Source organism: Jeotgalibacillus alimentarius (assembly GCF_000829445.1).
In the GTDB taxonomy this organism is placed as follows: Bacteria; Bacillota; Bacilli; order Bacillales; family Jeotgalibacillaceae; genus Jeotgalibacillus; species Jeotgalibacillus alimentarius.
This window is the reverse complement of record NZ_JXRQ01000003.1, coordinates 23,316-37,619: the sequence shown is the minus strand read 5'-3', so window position 1 is coordinate 37,619 and position 14,304 is coordinate 23,316. Positions and strand designations below refer to the sequence as shown.

15 protein-coding genes and 2 tRNA genes are annotated in these 14,304 nt (G+C 45.2%); 2 read left to right on the top strand and 15 right to left on the bottom strand.

Features of this window, described 5'->3' with window-relative positions; genetic code table 11:
• The first annotated feature begins 76 nt into the window (after positions 1–76).
• Both KP77_RS00360 and KP77_RS00355 read left to right on the top strand, forming a co-directional pair.
• Positions 77–153: transfer RNA gene (locus KP77_RS00360), tRNA-Met, on the top strand.
• Positions 154–158: 5 nt separating this feature from the next.
• Positions 159–230 (top strand) — tRNA-Glu (locus KP77_RS00355).
• A 522-nt stretch (positions 231–752) separates the two neighbouring features.
• Here KP77_RS00355 and KP77_RS00350 read toward each other — a convergent pair.
• From KP77_RS00350 to KP77_RS00280, 15 genes are all read right to left on the bottom strand, one after another.
• On the bottom strand, positions 753–986 hold the full coding sequence (locus KP77_RS00350; RefSeq protein ID WP_041120789.1) for a hypothetical protein: 234 nt from the start codon (positions 984–986) through the stop codon (positions 753–755).
• Between the two features lie 18 nt (positions 987–1,004).
• The gene (locus KP77_RS00345; protein ID WP_052473887.1) at positions 1,005–1,454 is read right to left on the bottom strand and encodes a DinB family protein; all 450 of its coding nucleotides are present in this window, start codon (positions 1,452–1,454) and stop codon (positions 1,005–1,007) included.
• A 173-nt stretch (positions 1,455–1,627) separates the two neighbouring features.
• Positions 1,628–2,071, bottom strand: a complete 444-nt coding sequence (locus KP77_RS00340; protein ID WP_041120788.1) for a S1 domain-containing RNA-binding protein — start codon at positions 2,069–2,071, stop codon at positions 1,628–1,630.
• Positions 2,072–2,217: 146 nt separating this feature from the next.
• On the bottom strand, positions 2,218–2,625 hold the full coding sequence (locus KP77_RS00335) for an FtsB family cell division protein (RefSeq protein WP_041120787.1): 408 nt from the start codon (positions 2,623–2,625) through the stop codon (positions 2,218–2,220).
• Between the two features lie 28 nt (positions 2,626–2,653).
• On the bottom strand, positions 2,654–3,172 hold the full coding sequence (yabQ, locus tag KP77_RS00330) for a spore cortex biosynthesis protein YabQ (protein WP_041120786.1): 519 nt from the start codon (positions 3,170–3,172) through the stop codon (positions 2,654–2,656).
• Positions 3,169–3,447 (bottom strand): sporulation protein YabP, encoded by a 279-nt coding sequence (gene yabP, locus KP77_RS00325; protein ID WP_041120785.1) that lies wholly within the window; start codon positions 3,445–3,447, stop codon positions 3,169–3,171. The genes yabQ and yabP overlap by 4 nt, the downstream gene beginning before the upstream one ends.
• 58 nt (positions 3,448–3,505) lie before the next feature.
• Entirely contained in the window at positions 3,506–3,766 is a 261-nt protein-coding gene (locus KP77_RS00320; RefSeq protein ID WP_041120784.1) for an RNA-binding S4 domain-containing protein, read from the bottom strand.
• Positions 3,767–3,779: 13 nt separating this feature from the next.
• Entirely contained in the window at positions 3,780–5,237 is a 1,458-nt protein-coding gene (yabN, locus tag KP77_RS00315) for a bifunctional methyltransferase/pyrophosphohydrolase YabN (RefSeq protein WP_041120783.1), read from the bottom strand.
• 1 nt (position 5,238) lies between these two features.
• Positions 5,239–6,810, bottom strand: a complete 1,572-nt coding sequence (locus KP77_RS00310; protein ID WP_041120782.1) for a putative polysaccharide biosynthesis protein — start codon at positions 6,808–6,810, stop codon at positions 5,239–5,241.
• 130 nt (positions 6,811–6,940) lie between these two features.
• Entirely contained in the window at positions 6,941–7,477 is a 537-nt protein-coding gene (gene spoVT / locus KP77_RS00305; protein ID WP_041120781.1) for a stage V sporulation protein T, read from the bottom strand.
• Between the two features lie 305 nt (positions 7,478–7,782).
• Complete coding sequence (mfd, locus tag KP77_RS00300; protein ID WP_041120780.1) at positions 7,783–11,328, bottom strand: transcription-repair coupling factor; 3,546 nt, start codon at positions 11,326–11,328, stop codon at positions 7,783–7,785.
• Between the two features lie 56 nt (positions 11,329–11,384).
• On the bottom strand, positions 11,385–11,612 hold the full coding sequence (locus tag KP77_RS00295; protein WP_041120779.1) for an anti-sigma-F factor Fin family protein: 228 nt from the start codon (positions 11,610–11,612) through the stop codon (positions 11,385–11,387).
• A gap of 67 nt (positions 11,613–11,679) precedes the next feature.
• A complete protein-coding gene (gene pth / locus KP77_RS00290) occupies positions 11,680–12,243 on the bottom strand; it encodes an aminoacyl-tRNA hydrolase (RefSeq protein WP_041120778.1) in 564 nt (187 codons plus the stop codon).
• A 225-nt stretch (positions 12,244–12,468) separates the two neighbouring features.
• On the bottom strand, positions 12,469–13,134 hold the full coding sequence (locus KP77_RS00285; protein WP_041120777.1) for a 50S ribosomal protein L25/general stress protein Ctc: 666 nt from the start codon (positions 13,132–13,134) through the stop codon (positions 12,469–12,471).
• Positions 13,135–13,337: 203 nt separating this feature from the next.
• Entirely contained in the window at positions 13,338–14,297 is a 960-nt protein-coding gene (locus KP77_RS00280; protein ID WP_041120776.1) for a ribose-phosphate diphosphokinase, read from the bottom strand.
• Between the last annotated feature and the right edge of the window lie 7 nt (positions 14,298–14,304).

Genomic DNA, 14,304 nt, shown 5'->3' with positions numbered 1-14,304 from the left:
TACGATGATCAATTTGCGAAAAAAATATTGACACTTCATGACGCGCTATGTATTATATAACTTGTGCTTCATTAATGGCGGCGTAGCTCAGCTGGCTAGAGCGTACGGTTCATACCCGTGAGGTCGGGGGTTCGATCCCCTCTGCCGCCACCATACGAGGCCCGTTGGTCAAGTGGTTAAGACACCGCCCTTTCACGGCGGTAACACGGGTTCGAATCCCGTACGGGTCATATAGAAAAGTGAAAGTGGGCGGTTAGCTCCGACAAGCATAAGACGCAATGAGAGAAATGGGCGAACTTCTCCATTTTCTCATTGTGGCTTATGACTCGAGGAGCTGCCCACTGCAGCTAGACATCAGAAAAGTGAAAGGCGCTCGTTTAGCTCCGACAGACTCAGGTCTGGGAGCTGGACGGGCGTTTTTTCTATGCAACGGGCAACGGCCTTAGAAAAAAGGTGATAGAATAAATAGTCGACATGATTGAATAATGAAATTGGTGATAGAATTAACCTTTAAGATGAGCGAATGAATCATGGCATATCGAATCGACCTGAAAGGTGAGAGAATAATCGCTAAAGCTGACGCAATTATTCCAAAAGGTCACTTAATTAACTCAAAAGCTCATAGAAATAAAACCCCCTCTTGGACCACACTCAGCCTTCCAGGCAAATTTCACTCACCCGTTGCACACCATGCCACCCCCCGGTAAAACCAAAAAACAGCACGGAGTCCATCCCCGTACTGTCTTCACTATCTAACTCAGCCGCTTATAATCATCTTCCATCTTAATCCCCTGACGCAAATCCAGCTCAAGTCGCAGCTTTTCCGTCTCGAGCATGTAATTCTCATGCTTCAGCTTCTCAAGCTCAAGCTGTTTGTCGATGATCTGATGCTTTGACTGCGTCTGTTTGCGAAAATGTGTCGTCATAATCGCTGTCAAAGGGACCGAAAACACCATTACAACTGCTACCAGCCCAACAATATCCATACTCTGCACCCTCCTTTGTCAGTTAATCTGTTTCATATGATGTTGATCATGCCACGCGAAATCTGTGATATACCCTTTTAAAGTCAATGATTCATCCCCGATTGAAAATCCTGCATTCAGCTTGTCCTTATCCATTGTACGGACAGTCTCCATTAAAAGTTCCCGTTCATTTCTGGCTTCGTCAATAATATCACTTTGACTCAGGCCGCTATCAGCCTTTTTCCATGCCTGCTCATTGAATTTCTGAAAGTCAGGATTCTTTTCGAGCTTCACGCCTTCACTAATGTGTGGGATTCTCTTATCAAGCGTGTAATGATCCCAGGCAGCCATATGCATCACAATCGCTGCAGGAGACCATTTCCCCTCTGAAACCGGCTGAAAGAATGCTGCGCGATCCATTCCTCTTAACCCTTCAAGCCATGAAAAATACTGCTGATTATGTTCATCAAGCCATTCATCAATTGTCATTTTATTTACCTCCTCAGGTTGTTCACTCATATCCACTTCGACACTGGTATCTTTATTCCTCTATTTTACATCCGGGTATATAAAAAAACCGGCATGCATATCTGCACACCGGTTGTATATCTATCGTATGATCACTGTAATTGATGCCTTTTTATAATGACTTTCGGCAGCTATTAACCTTTTTTCGCTCCGCGTCCACCGCGTTTTGATTCTGTGTGGCGCTTAAGAGAAGTCAGACGGTCTTCACTATCCTTTAGGAAACGAGCCATCTTTTGTTCGAAATTCTCTGCGCGTGGCGGTGCACTCGAGTTTCCTCCACGGCCTCCACCGCGCTGATCGTTCCCACGATTCGGCCGAGGGCGGCTTTGACTTTGCTGTGGCTGATCTTTTGCTTTACGGATTGATAAGCCGATTTTGCCATCACTCTCTACGTTCAGGACTTTTACTTCGACTTCGTCCCCAACTGTCAGATGGTCATTGATGTCCTTAACATAATTATCCGCAACTTCACTGATGTGTACCAGCCCTGTTGAACCGCCCGGCAATTCAACAAACGCCCCGAAATTAGTGATCCCAGTCACTTTACCCTTTACTTTGCTGCCTACTTCGATTGACATAAAAAAAATGATCCTCCTTAGAATAAATAAAAAATAGACCTTACTTCCCATTATAGCCAAACAGAAAAAAGAGTGTCAACATCGTGACACTCAATCTGCTGTTTTTATTTTTTTGCTTTGATGAAATGACCTTACTTTACTACGCATTATTCTGTCGGATCATTCTGCTCTTTTCTCGCTGCAGGCTGGTCTTCCGGGATAGTGAAGATGATCTCTCCGCTTTCAGAGAGGAAATAATCTCTTCTTGCAAGCTTGGCTATGTATTCATCATCATTCAGCTTAATAATTTCATTTCTTAAATGATCTTCCTGTTTTCCAAGTTCGACAATTTTTTCTTCAAGTTGTGCTTTTTCGTTTTGTTTGTCCTCGAGTACACTGGCCTGCGTCACCATTGATGAGATCAGCACGCCACTTACTGTAGCCGCCATGATAAAAAAGGCAGTCAGGCGTCTGGCGAGTCTCTTTTTGTGGGACTGGCGGTTAGATTCGTTTCTTTCCCGCTCTGCTGTATACTGATTGTCAAGGGACGTCACGTTCCTGCGCGGCTTTTCCATATATAGCTGCTTACCTCCTTCGCGTCAATTAGTGATCATACCTGTTATTTATCTTATTATATAACAGATTAAGCCATATTTTTATCTTTTTCGCAAGAATTGACGCTTTTTTTTGAAGAAACAGTGAAATCGGGTGAAAAGGCCTACCCAACAGTGATAGCAGGCGCCATATACCGCTTAAGATCAGCAGTAACAGCAGCCACATCCATTTAAAAGGCAGCAGTAAAATTGTGATGGTTTTAACAGTCAGCCACGCCAGCCAATTCAATATACTGAGCGTGAGAGTCCTTGCCAGTTTCCAGAAAAGCGTAAAGCCAATCAGGAGCGATACGATCATATAAAAGCGCAGTTCAGCCCCATTTAACATAAAGAGAATTAAAAAAATCATCAGCGCTTGTCCAAGCCAGAAAATCAGATCTGGGAAGAAGCGCCATATGCCCATTTTTCCTTTTATGATAAAGCGTTCATGACACGTGACACAAAAACCGGTAAAAAAACCGGCAGCCATCATTGAAAGAAAAATGCGAAACTGTTCTTCCACGATCATTTAAACAGTTTACCCAGCAGACCTTTTGAAGCTTCTTTACTGACGCTGTCGAGATAAAGGACGTGGTCTACTTTCCCTTTTAATGACACCACCCCTTTATCAAGATCCAGATTCACAAGCTTCAGGCCGCTCCCCTTCACAGAAAGCTCACCTTCGACGGTTTCAATCAGAAATTCATCCTGATCAAAGCGCTCAAGCTGTTTCACACCAGTGACTGACATATCTTCTCTTCCCGTCATACGGACTTCGTGATGGCGTTTTTGCTCAACTGGCATGTCTTCACCCCGCAATGAATTGAAAAACCTTAATTCATTTTATGCCGGTGAAGGTGATTTATTCGTTGACTCTTTCTTCTTTTTTAATCGTATACATCGTGCCCGCTTCTTCTTTTTTAGTCGTTTCCATCAGGCGGTCGACTGACAGTGTGACAATACGCTGGCCAAAACGGATCACCAGCTCATCGCCTTCTTTCACTGTCGCACTTGCTTTGGCCGTATTGCCATTGATCTGAATGCGTCCCTGGTCTGCGACTTCCTTTGCAAGGGTTCTCCGCTTAATGAGACGCGATACTTTTAAGAATTTATCCAAACGCATATGATCTGCTCCTTTATAATCCGTGTTGTTTTGCCTGTTTCCAGAATTCATCCAGCTCACCAAGGCTGAATGCGCCAAAAGGCTTTCCTGATTCATTTACCCTGTCTTCGACAAATTGAAAACGGCTGATAAATTTCTGATTTGCCATGACCAGTGCTTCTTCTGGGAAAATACCATGGAATCTTGATACATTTACCAGTGCAAACAGAACGTCGCCAAACTCCTGAAGGCTGGCTTCTTTATTGCCATTGGCCACTTCCTCCTGAAACTCCTGCCATTCTTCTTCGAATTTATCCCAGGCGTCAGCATGATCGTCCCAGTCAAATCCTGCCTTTGCCGCTTTCTTTTGAATCTCATAAGCCTGGATCAGTGCCGGCAGTCCGGTTCCTGCTTTATCAAGTAACCTTGACGGTGCACCGCCATTTTCCTCTTCTTTGATTTTCTGCCAGCGGTCATTCACGTCATCTGCTGTATCTGCTTTGGCATCTGCAAATACATGCGGGTGCCGGCGGACCATTTTAGATGAGACGCTCTGAATAACATCTCTGATATCAAAATAGCCGTCATCTTCACCAATTTGCGCATGCAGCATAACCTGCAGCAGGACATCTCCAAGCTCATCGATCATGTCATCTATATCTCTGCGGTCCACGGCTTCAAGGAACTCATATGTTTCCTCGATCAGATAACGCTTGAGTGATTCATGTGTCTGCTCACGGTCCCACGGGCAGCCTACAGGGCTTCGCAGGATCGAAATGATTTCTCTCAGCTTTGAAAATTCCCCGTAGAAGTCTTTTTCATGTTCAAGCGGCGGTACATAAACACTCGTCAGGTTTGAGAGCGTCATGCCGTGATCGAGTTCATACAGCTTCACTGTGCGGATCTCTTCTGCCTTGGAACCGGCTGCTGTGATCACTTTTACAAGATGCTCATCGGGATATTTATTCATCAGTTCGAGCTTGACGTCAGAAGCTGTCATGCCGTCGTATACCTGTCCGATGATGACGTGCTGTTCAGGCTTAATGGATTCACTCTCGAGCGCCGTGCCGTCAAGCAGCTGAAAGCCGTCTACAGGATCAAAGCCGGCTGCTGTAAAAAGCGGGTCCAAAAAGCTCTGTCCGCCTTCAATTGTGACACTGATCTCTCCTTCTTTGTGAAGCGCAAGAAGATTTTGTACTGTCTGCTCCGCTACGAGCGGATGACCGGGAACAGCGTATAAAACTGGCTCTTCTGCCGCTAACTGCACAAGCTTGTCAGTAATGTGCTGATAGACCGCTTCAAACTGGTCATGCGCTTCATAGATCTCATCAAAAGACTCATAGACGACACCTTCTGCTGACAGTTCAGTCAGCACGGGATGTTCTGCAGTACGTACAAACAGTTTTTTGGCTGCTGTCAGCCTTTTATATATGCCAAGCGGCAGCTGATTAAGGTCTCCTGCACCAAGACCGATCACTGTAATCTGTTTCAAATTAATCTGCCCCTTTCTCTATCCTTCTGCCAAATAAACGGTCAATTTTCCGGCCAAGCGGAATCTGACCAAGCTCGTCATTTGTAAATAAGCTGGTGGACCAGCTGCTGATAAAAAATAAGTAAGCGCCGGCAATTGATGCGGTTACAGAAGCAAGTCCCGCCGATAACCGCGTCTCAGGTGTCCAGATCATAAGTAAAGCTGTCACACCCGCCGCCATGACGGCAAGCCCTGATGAAAGCCTGATATAAAAAGGCTTCCCAAGCCGCAAGCCGACTTTCAGGTAGAACTTTACGATCAGTGCAGCTGCAACTGCTGCTAATGATAAAACAGTCGCAATTGCTGCGCCGCCGGTTCCCATGTGTGGAACCAGAACCATATTCAAACCATACTTTACTAATATACTGAACGCCGCCACCCACGCTGCCGTATGATAACTGCCCGTTCCCTGTAAGACAGCATTTACCGTTACAATCACTGATGTGAGTAAGACAGAGAGTGTGAGTATGGATAAAACAGCGTTGCCATCATTATTTTGAAATAAAAATGTGTTCAGCGGACTCATAATACTGATCAGTCCCGCACAGGCCGCTGCACCAAATACGAGTCCCATTTTCAATGCCAGGGATGCTTTACGTCTTACCTGATCATGCCTGCCTCTCTCATAATCAGCAGCGATCACCGGGACAATCGCCAGCGAGAGAGAAGTAGCGGCTACAACGCCCATCTGAATGATCGGCTGTCCTCTGTCGTAGATGCCTTTTAAACTTTTCGCTTCACCGGCATCCCCGGCGTATCCTGTCAGCAGCGAATACAAATTTAATGCATCAACAAGCTGATACAGCACAAGCAGCATACTGACCATTGCAACCGCTGTTCCCCTGACCAGTAATATTTTCAGCAGAGACAGATCCCCTTTTTGCAGCTTCAGAGGCTGTTTGTCCCCCGAGAATTGTCTGCGAGCAAAAAAGAGTAATACAACAATACCTGCTGTAACGCCGGCAATTGAACCGGCTACCGCACCTTCTCCGACTGTATAAAGTGAAGCTCCGCTGCCTGTCAGGATGAATGCAGCAGCAAGGATAACAATGACTCTGACCGTCTGTTCAACCGCCTGGGCGGCCGCTGACGGGATCATATTGCTTTGCGACTGAAACCACCCCTTACCTGCTGATAACAGCGGCAGCAACAAAAATGGCCATGCTGAAAGGGCAATAAGCGGCTGTAATTCCGGATCTCCCATAAAATCTGCGATCAGACCCGCTCCTGTATAAAGGATGAGAAACAGCAAAAATCCGATTCCGGTCAAAAACAGCGTCATCAGTTTTAATACTCTTTTACGTTCATGCTCCCGCTCAATTAAGATACTTGAGATCATAACAGGGAAGGCATATGTACACAGCGCAATAAACAGCCCATAAAAAGGATAGACCTGCTGATAAATATAAAAACCTGTATCACCTGTAAGGTTTTGAAATGGCACCCTGTAGAGTGCACTTAATACTTTTGAAAATAGCGCAGCAAATGTTAAAATCGCTGCGCCTTTCATCATTGACTGAGAAGCATGCGACATTCAGCTGCCCTCTCTTTCACTTCGATCACGTTCACTGATTATCTATTATACCAAAGGGTGAAAAGAATGTCTTTTCAGGCCGCAGCCTGCAGTTATATGTAAAAAACCATATCCGGCGTACCGGATATGGTCATGTTTCCATCTGCCGCCCTAAAAAGCGGGCTGCTGTTTCACAGACTTTCAAGTCAACTTCAGTCAGTGCATGGTCTTTAGAGAATACAAGTACTGCGCCAATCGGGTCACCTGAGGCAATAATTGGGGAGGCAGCCAGTGAAGCGAGATCCTCTTCATTATGCTCGACAAGCTCTGTTGAAAACGACTCTTCTTTCATCATCGTTTTCCTTGCATCCATCATCTCTTCAGTATGGGAACTGATTCTGCGATTCAGAAATTCTTTTTTAGATGCGCCTGCGACCGCGATAAAATGGTCTCTGTCACAGATCAGCACAGCATGATGAAGACTATCATACAGTGATTCAGCATACTCTTTTGCAAAGTTGCCAAGCTCGTGAATCGGTGAATATTTTTTCAGGATGATTTCCCCGTCTCTGTCCACAAAGATCTCAAGCGGATCTCCCTCACGGATCCTTAATGTTCTCCTGATTTCCTTCGGGATCACAACTCGCCCCAGGTCATCAATCCGTCTCACAATACCAGTAGCTTTCATCGGACTCTCTCCTTCTTTTACAGCTGCTTTTAACGATAGTATCCGGCAAATCCTGAGATTTATACGATTTGTTAAAAGTTTTTGTAAAAAGCTCTGTTAAAGTGGCTGTTGATTTCCGCTGCAGGGGAACGCTTTCCGCATGAGCCGTCTTTTGGCTCCGGTTCAATCGGCCCTCCTCGAAGCTACGCTTCTGCGGGGTCTCACCTGTCACGCTTCTCCTGCTGGAGTCGTCCCCCTTCCGCTCCAATCAACAGCTGTGCTAAAACGATATCGGGCTTTAACATCGCCTTGTAAGAAAGGTGTCCTTAAGCGGATTCTTTAAGCGTCTCAGGCAGACGTGACAGCACCCGGTGAATCATAGTAAACCATGACTCAGGCTTCTGACCCTTGATTTTGAATGTGATCCGGAGCCTGTTATTCTCAAAACCAAGCCCTACGCTACGCTTATATTCATTGGTAATATCGAACGCTTTAGCACCGTCTATTTTTTGAGTACCGTCTTCACTCAGCTCGATTTTAACCTCATCTTTTGTCTGATGAATTGTCTCGAGTCCGACTTCATAACCGTACGCTTTAATTTCAGCGACCTGAAAAAGGTTATGCACTTCATCCGGATAATCGCCGAAACGGTCGATCATTTCGTCTTTGAGCTCAAGTACTTCATCGATCGTTTTCAGACCGCGGAATTTCTTATACATCTCGATCTTCTGATGACCATCGGGAATATAGCTTTCAGGAATATACGCATCCTGCTTAATATCGAGGTCAATCTCCACTGCCTGCTGCTTTTCACGGCTCTCATCCTGCTGCTTTCCTGGAAGAAGGTCTTTACGCTCTTCAATCGCATCCTTCAACATCTGTGAGTAAAGGTCGAATCCGACAGAATCGATAAAGCCGTGCTGCTGGGCACCAAGAAGATTTCCGGCCCCCCGGATACTCAAATCACGCATCGCGATTTTAAATCCTGAACCGAGCTCTGTGAATTCTTTAATGGATTGAAGCCGCTGTTCAGCCACTTCTGTCAGCACTTTATCTTTTCTGTAAGTGAAATAGGCATACGCGACACGGTTAGAACGGCCGACACGTCCTCTCAGCTGATAAAGCTGTGATAAGCCCATTCTGTCAGCATCAAATACAATCAGCGTGTTAACATTCGGAATATCGACGCCTGTTTCGATAATAGTCGTCGTCACCAGGACGTCATATTCCCCTTCAAGGAACTGAAAAATAACAGATTCAAGCTCGGTTTCAGTCATCTGGCCGTGAGCAACTGCCACGCGCGCATCCGGTACAAGCGAAGCAATTTCATCTGCTTTTTTTGTAATATCCTCAACCCGGTTATAAAGGAAATAAACCTGGCCATTCCGTGCCATTTCCCGTTCAATCGCTTCTCTGATCAGCGCACCGTTATATTCCATTACATACGTCTGAACCGGGAACCGGTTTTCAGGCGGCGTTTCAATCACAGAAAGATCTCTCACGCCAAGCATCGACATATGCAGCGTACGAGGGATAGGGGTCGCTGTCAGTGTCAGGACATCAATATTTGTTTTCAGCTGCTTAATTTTTTCTTTGTGCGTTACCCCAAAGCGCTGTTCTTCATCAATGATTAACAGACCGATATCACGGTACTTGATCTGCTTGGACAGCAGACGGTGTGTACCGACGACAATATCGACAGACCCTGAAGCGAGTCCTTTCATTGTCTCTTCCTGCTGCTTTTTCGTTCTGAAGCGGCTCATCAGTCCGACATTCACAGGGAAGTCCTGCATCCGTTCAATCATCGTTTCATAATGCTGCTGGGCCAGGATCGTGGTTGGTACAAGAATGGCTACCTGCTTGCCATCCATCACCGCTTTAAAAGCAGCACGGATCGCAACTTCTGTTTTCCCGTATCCCACATCACCGCATAAAAGACGATCCATCGGGCGATCACGCTGCATATCTTTTTTAATTTCTTCAATCGAACGCAGCTGATCCTCTGTTTCTGAATAAGGAAAAGCTGCTTCAAAGTCACGCTGCTCAGACGTATCTTCTGTAAACGCATATCCCTTTGACGTCTCCCGTTCAGAATAAAGCTTTATTAGATCATCAGCGATATCAGCAACGGTTGACTGAACCTTGGACTTTACGCGCTTCCATTCAGTTCCACCAAGCTTATAAAGCTTCGGTTCTTTGCCTTCTGAGCCGACATATTTCTGCACCAGATCAATCTGGTCCACAGGCACATACAGCTGATCATTGCCTTTATAGTGAATATTTAAATAGTCTTTATGAAGACCGTTAATTTCAAGTGTTTCAATACCGAGGTATTTTCCGATCCCGTGATTAACGTGAACGACAAAATCCCCGACCTTCAGTTCAGAATAACTCTTAATCCGTTCAGCATTCGAAAGCTTCTGACGGCGTTTTTTCTTCCGTGTCTTCTGGCGGAACAGCTCCTCTTCTGTCATCACCGCAAGCTTGTTCATCGGCAGCTCAAAGCCTGACTGAAGAGAACCGCTCACAATCTGCACAGCATTCGGAATCAGCGGATCGCCTTCTTTAACAATTACAGCGTCGATCTCGTAGTCAGCGAGCACCCGTTCGAACTTGTCAATCCGCTGTCCGTCCGGCGCAAGCATCACAACTGTGAATCTGCCTTTCTTCCATCTATCAATCTCTGCCTTTAGCAGATGCATCTGACCGTGGAAGCTCTGCATCGGCTTACACGAGAATGAATGAACCTTCTTCGGATTCATATGTGCAATCTTTCTTGTAAACAAGGAAAAATAAACCTTCTGACGCTTCTCAGCCATCAGCTCTGAAAGCTTGTGCGATACCTGAATATCGTGCAGCATCTTCCCTTCTTCAAGAAGCGAGACAGTCCAGTCAGCTTCTTCATTTTCAAGCGTCTCATCCATTTCAAATATCCGGCTGATCTCATCAAACATCACCATGCCGTCTTCAGGTAGATAATCAATGAGACTTGCAGCTTTTGAATAAGCGAGAGACTGATATTTAAATAGCTGGTCAGGTTTACGGCCGTTTTCAAGCAGGTGAATATCGTATTCAGTCTGCTCTGCCATCGTTTCTTTCACAGCTTTTCGCTTTACTCTTTTCAGGCTGTCCTTCAGACGCGCTCTCAGCTCACCAGCAATCTTTTCAAGCGTCGGTGCTTCCATAATCATTTCGCTGGCCGGTCCGATCGCGACTTCCTGAAGTGTTTCAATTGACCGCTGATCCTCTGCTGAGAATGTCCGGATTGAATCAACTTCGGTATCAAACAGCTCAACTCTGACTGGATCAGATGTCAGCGGATAAATATCGAGAATACCTCCGCGCATGCTGAATTCGCCCGGACTGCTCACCATATCCGCGCGCTGATAGCCCATTTTTATTAAAGCAGACAATGTCTGGTCCACATCAATGTCATGTCCAACCGATAAAGTGAATTGGTGATTCACCCACTGATCTTTAGGCGGTACAATCTTTCTAAGACCCGCCATCGGTACGATATAGACACCCCGTCCACTGACCGCGAGATGATTCATTGCCTCAAGACGCTGCGCCAGCAGCTCAGGGCTTGCGATACTCATCTCTGCTGCGATCAGTTCATTGGCCGGATACATATAAAGTGCCTCTTCATCCACAGACTGGGCGAGGTCATCATACAGCTTTTGCGCGCTCAGCAAATTAGGCGTCACGATCATCAGCGGACGCTTATGCTGCTCATAGACAGCTGCCATAAATGTGCTTCTTGCAGATCCTGAAAGCCCGGATAACAGCTGTTCCCCGCGTTCAAGATCCAAATCTTCTATAACAGACCTGATCTGCTGGTCCTTTATTAAACCGTTTACTAACGTTTTCAAGTTGTTCTCCTCCCGGATGTAAACAGAAAAATGCCTTGGATACTGATCCAAAGCTTTTACTGTATGAATTGATCCAGTTCATGAAAATCCGGATTCCTCTCAAGGGATTCCTGGCAATCCTCACAGATTGTCTGGATGTGAACATGTCCTTCTGTATAGGATATCATGTTTCGACGCTCCTCTGCTGAAAGGGTGTGCAGCCCAAGCCGCTCTGCATCCATCAGCGGCGAGTCAATTGTGCCGATTTCACTTCTGCAGTGACGGCAATGATAATGAACAGCCAATTGTGTCATCTCCCTTCACGTCCTGCCTGATAATCTAGTATAAGCAGGAAGCGCGCGGGTTATTCACTTAAGCTCCATTAAATTCATTCATGACTTCTAAAAAAGGCTTCTCCAAAAAGCGTTCGCATGCATCAGCACTTTTCGCTACCACCTGCCCCATTTCTGTCCATTCCTCTTTAGAAAAGCGGCTCAGCACATAGTCCGGCACTTTCATTCCGTGCGGCGGACGATCGATACCAATGCGGATTCGATTGAACTCCTGCGTACCAAGATGGGCAATCGTGCTTTTAATCCCATTATGACCACCCGCGCTGCCTTTTTGACGCAGACGCATTTTCCCCATTGGAAGATCAAGATCGTCATAAATAACGACAATATCTTCAATGTCGATCTGAAAGTAATCCATGAGCGGCCGAATGCTTTCACCTGACAGGTTCATATAAGTGAGCGGTTTTAACAGGATCACTTTTTCTCCGTTCACGACTGCCTTGCTGAAGATACCTTTAAATTTTGTCTGCATTAAAGGTGCATTCCAGCGTTCTGCGAGTTCATCAATGACTTCAAAGCCGATATTGTGTTTTGTTTTATCATAAGGTTTCCCGGGGTTTCCGAGACCAATCATTAGTTTCATTATTTACACCTCTGTATACGTTCAAACATTTTTCTTTGTTGTTTCTGTTAACTCTGATTGGCGATTTCGGCTAAAGCTCCAATCAACAGCCGTGCCAAACGTTTAATATAAATACTATTTTAAACGATAAGAAGCGCAACCTCCATAAGAAAGGTTGCGCTTATCTGTGCTCTGTTGAAACAGGCTGTTGTCATTCAGACAGCAGTGGCTGATCTCAACGGAGTTTTATGCGTTTTCTTCAGCTGTTTCAGCATCGCCTTCTGTTTCTTCTGTGCTTTCAGCATCACCAGAACCGGCTTCACCTGCGCCTACTTCTTCTTCAAGCTCTTCGATTTCCTCTTCTGTACGAGGTGCAAGAACTGAAACGATTGTTTCGTCATCTTCATGGTTGATCGTTACGTCATACTTGCTGCGCAGATCTTCCACACTGAATGACTCACCAATATTCAGATCCGTTACATCCACTTCGAATGATTCCGGAATGTCATTAGGCTTTGCAGAGATTGAAAGCTCGTGAAGGACTGTCTGTACTACGCCGCCTTCTCTCGCTCCAGCTGCTTCACCCACAACATTTACTGTCACGTCTACAGTTAGTTCCTCAGACATGTTGACTGCAAGGAAATCTGCGTGGATGATTTCATCTTTAAGGAAGTCGCTCTGGTAGTCACTTAATACTACATTTTGCTTGTTACCTTCGATATCAAGTTGAATGATACCGTTACGGCCTACTTCACGGATTGTTTTAACAAGATCAATTTCATCTACTGAGATTGATGTGTTTTCAACTTTATAACCATACACGACAGCAGGCAGTTTACCTGCGTTGCGAAGTGCTGTTAAATCTGAATGTTTAAATCCTTCTCTTTTCGTTGCTTTTAGTACTGAACTCATGTCTAATCACCTTCCAAAGTTAATTTCAATTTTTAATTTTTTTAGCTGTCCATACACTACATTACCCTGCATATGTGCAATTAAACCCTTAAATATTGAGATTTTTTGATGGAAATCCGTGTCAAATAAGACTTCAGCGTACTTTTTGTGACGATTTAAAAACAACAGACGCCCTGTTTTGGACGTCTGTTTACGTTTTTCTATTAGTCAAACAGCATACTCACAGACTGTTGTTCGTAAACGCGGATAATGGCTTCGCCAAGAAGTCCTGCTACTGAAAGTTCTACAATTTTACCGCCCTGTTTTTCTTCAGACAGTGCAATTGAGTTTGTTACAACCAATTCTTTGATGGCAGAGTCGTTAATACGCTCCATTGCCGGACCTGACAGGACAGGGTGCGTACAGCTTGCGTATACCTCTTTTGCGCCAACGTCCATAAGTGCATTGGCAGCAAGTGTGATTGTTCCCGCTGTATCAATAATATCGTCAATCAGAATACATGTCTTACCTTCAACGTTACCAACGATGTTCATGACTTCTGATACGTTAGGCTTCGGACGGCGCTTATCAATGATTGCGATTGGCGCTTTCAGATATTCAGCGAGTTTACGCGTACGTGTTACCCCACCGTGATCCGGTGAAACGATGACAAGCTCATCAGGATTGAAATTCTTCTGCATAAAGTATTCAGCGATGATCGGCACGCCGCGCAGGTGGTCAATCAGGATATCAAAGAAGCCCTGGATCTGCGGTGCATGAAGGTCAAGTGTGATGACACGTGTAGCACCTGCTGTTTCAAGCAGGTTGGCAATCAATTTTGCAGTGATCGGTTCACGTGCACGCGCTTTACGGTCCTGACGTGCGTAACCGTAATAAGGCATTACAATGTTAATTGTTTTAGCAGAAGCACGTTTCAGCGCATCAACCATAATTAACAGTTCCATCAGGTTTTCATTCACCGGGCTTGAAGTAGACTGTACGACAAATACATCACAGCCACGGATACTTTCTTCAATATTAATTTGAATTTCTCCGTCGCTAAAACGTGTAACTGAACATTTTCCAAGCTTCGTTCCGATTGACTCAGCGATATCCTCAGCTAACTTATGGTTTGAATTCAATGAAAAGATTTTTAATTTAGAATTGGCATATTCAGTAGACATGACAGCC

What these genes read in the sequence shown, in the direction of transcription:
- KP77_RS00285 (WP_041120777.1), bottom strand. Translation starts at nt 13,134, where the DNA reads ATGAGTTCAGTACTAAAAGCAACGAAAAGAGAAGGATTTAAACATTCA.
- yabQ (WP_041120786.1), bottom strand. Translation starts at nt 3,172, where the DNA reads ATGATCGTGGAAGAACAGTTTCGCATTTTTCTTTCAATGATGGCTGCC.
- KP77_RS00280 (WP_041120776.1), bottom strand. Translation starts at nt 14,297, where the DNA reads ATGTCTACTGAATATGCCAATTCTAAATTAAAAATCTTTTCATTGAAT.
- KP77_RS00350 (WP_041120789.1), bottom strand. Translation starts at nt 986, where the DNA reads ATGGATATTGTTGGGCTGGTAGCAGTTGTAATGGTGTTTTCGGTCCCT.
- KP77_RS00320 (WP_041120784.1), bottom strand. Translation starts at nt 3,766, where the DNA reads ATGCGTTTGGATAAATTCTTAAAAGTATCGCGTCTCATTAAGCGGAGA.
- yabP (WP_041120785.1), bottom strand. Translation starts at nt 3,447, where the DNA reads ATGCCAGTTGAGCAAAAACGCCATCACGAAGTCCGTATGACGGGAAGA.
- KP77_RS00335 (WP_041120787.1), bottom strand. Translation starts at nt 2,625, where the DNA reads ATGGAAAAGCCGCGCAGGAACGTGACGTCCCTTGACAATCAGTATACA.
- KP77_RS00310 (WP_041120782.1), bottom strand. Translation starts at nt 6,810, where the DNA reads ATGTCGCATGCTTCTCAGTCAATGATGAAAGGCGCAGCGATTTTAACA.
- KP77_RS00345 (WP_052473887.1), bottom strand. Translation starts at nt 1,454, where the DNA reads ATGACAATTGATGAATGGCTTGATGAACATAATCAGCAGTATTTTTCA.
- spoVT (WP_041120781.1), bottom strand. Translation starts at nt 7,477, where the DNA reads ATGAAAGCTACTGGTATTGTGAGACGGATTGATGACCTGGGGCGAGTT.
- KP77_RS00340 (WP_041120788.1), bottom strand. Translation starts at nt 2,071, where the DNA reads ATGTCAATCGAAGTAGGCAGCAAAGTAAAGGGTAAAGTGACTGGGATC.
- pth (WP_041120778.1), bottom strand. Translation starts at nt 12,243, where the DNA reads ATGAAACTAATGATTGGTCTCGGAAACCCCGGGAAACCTTATGATAAA.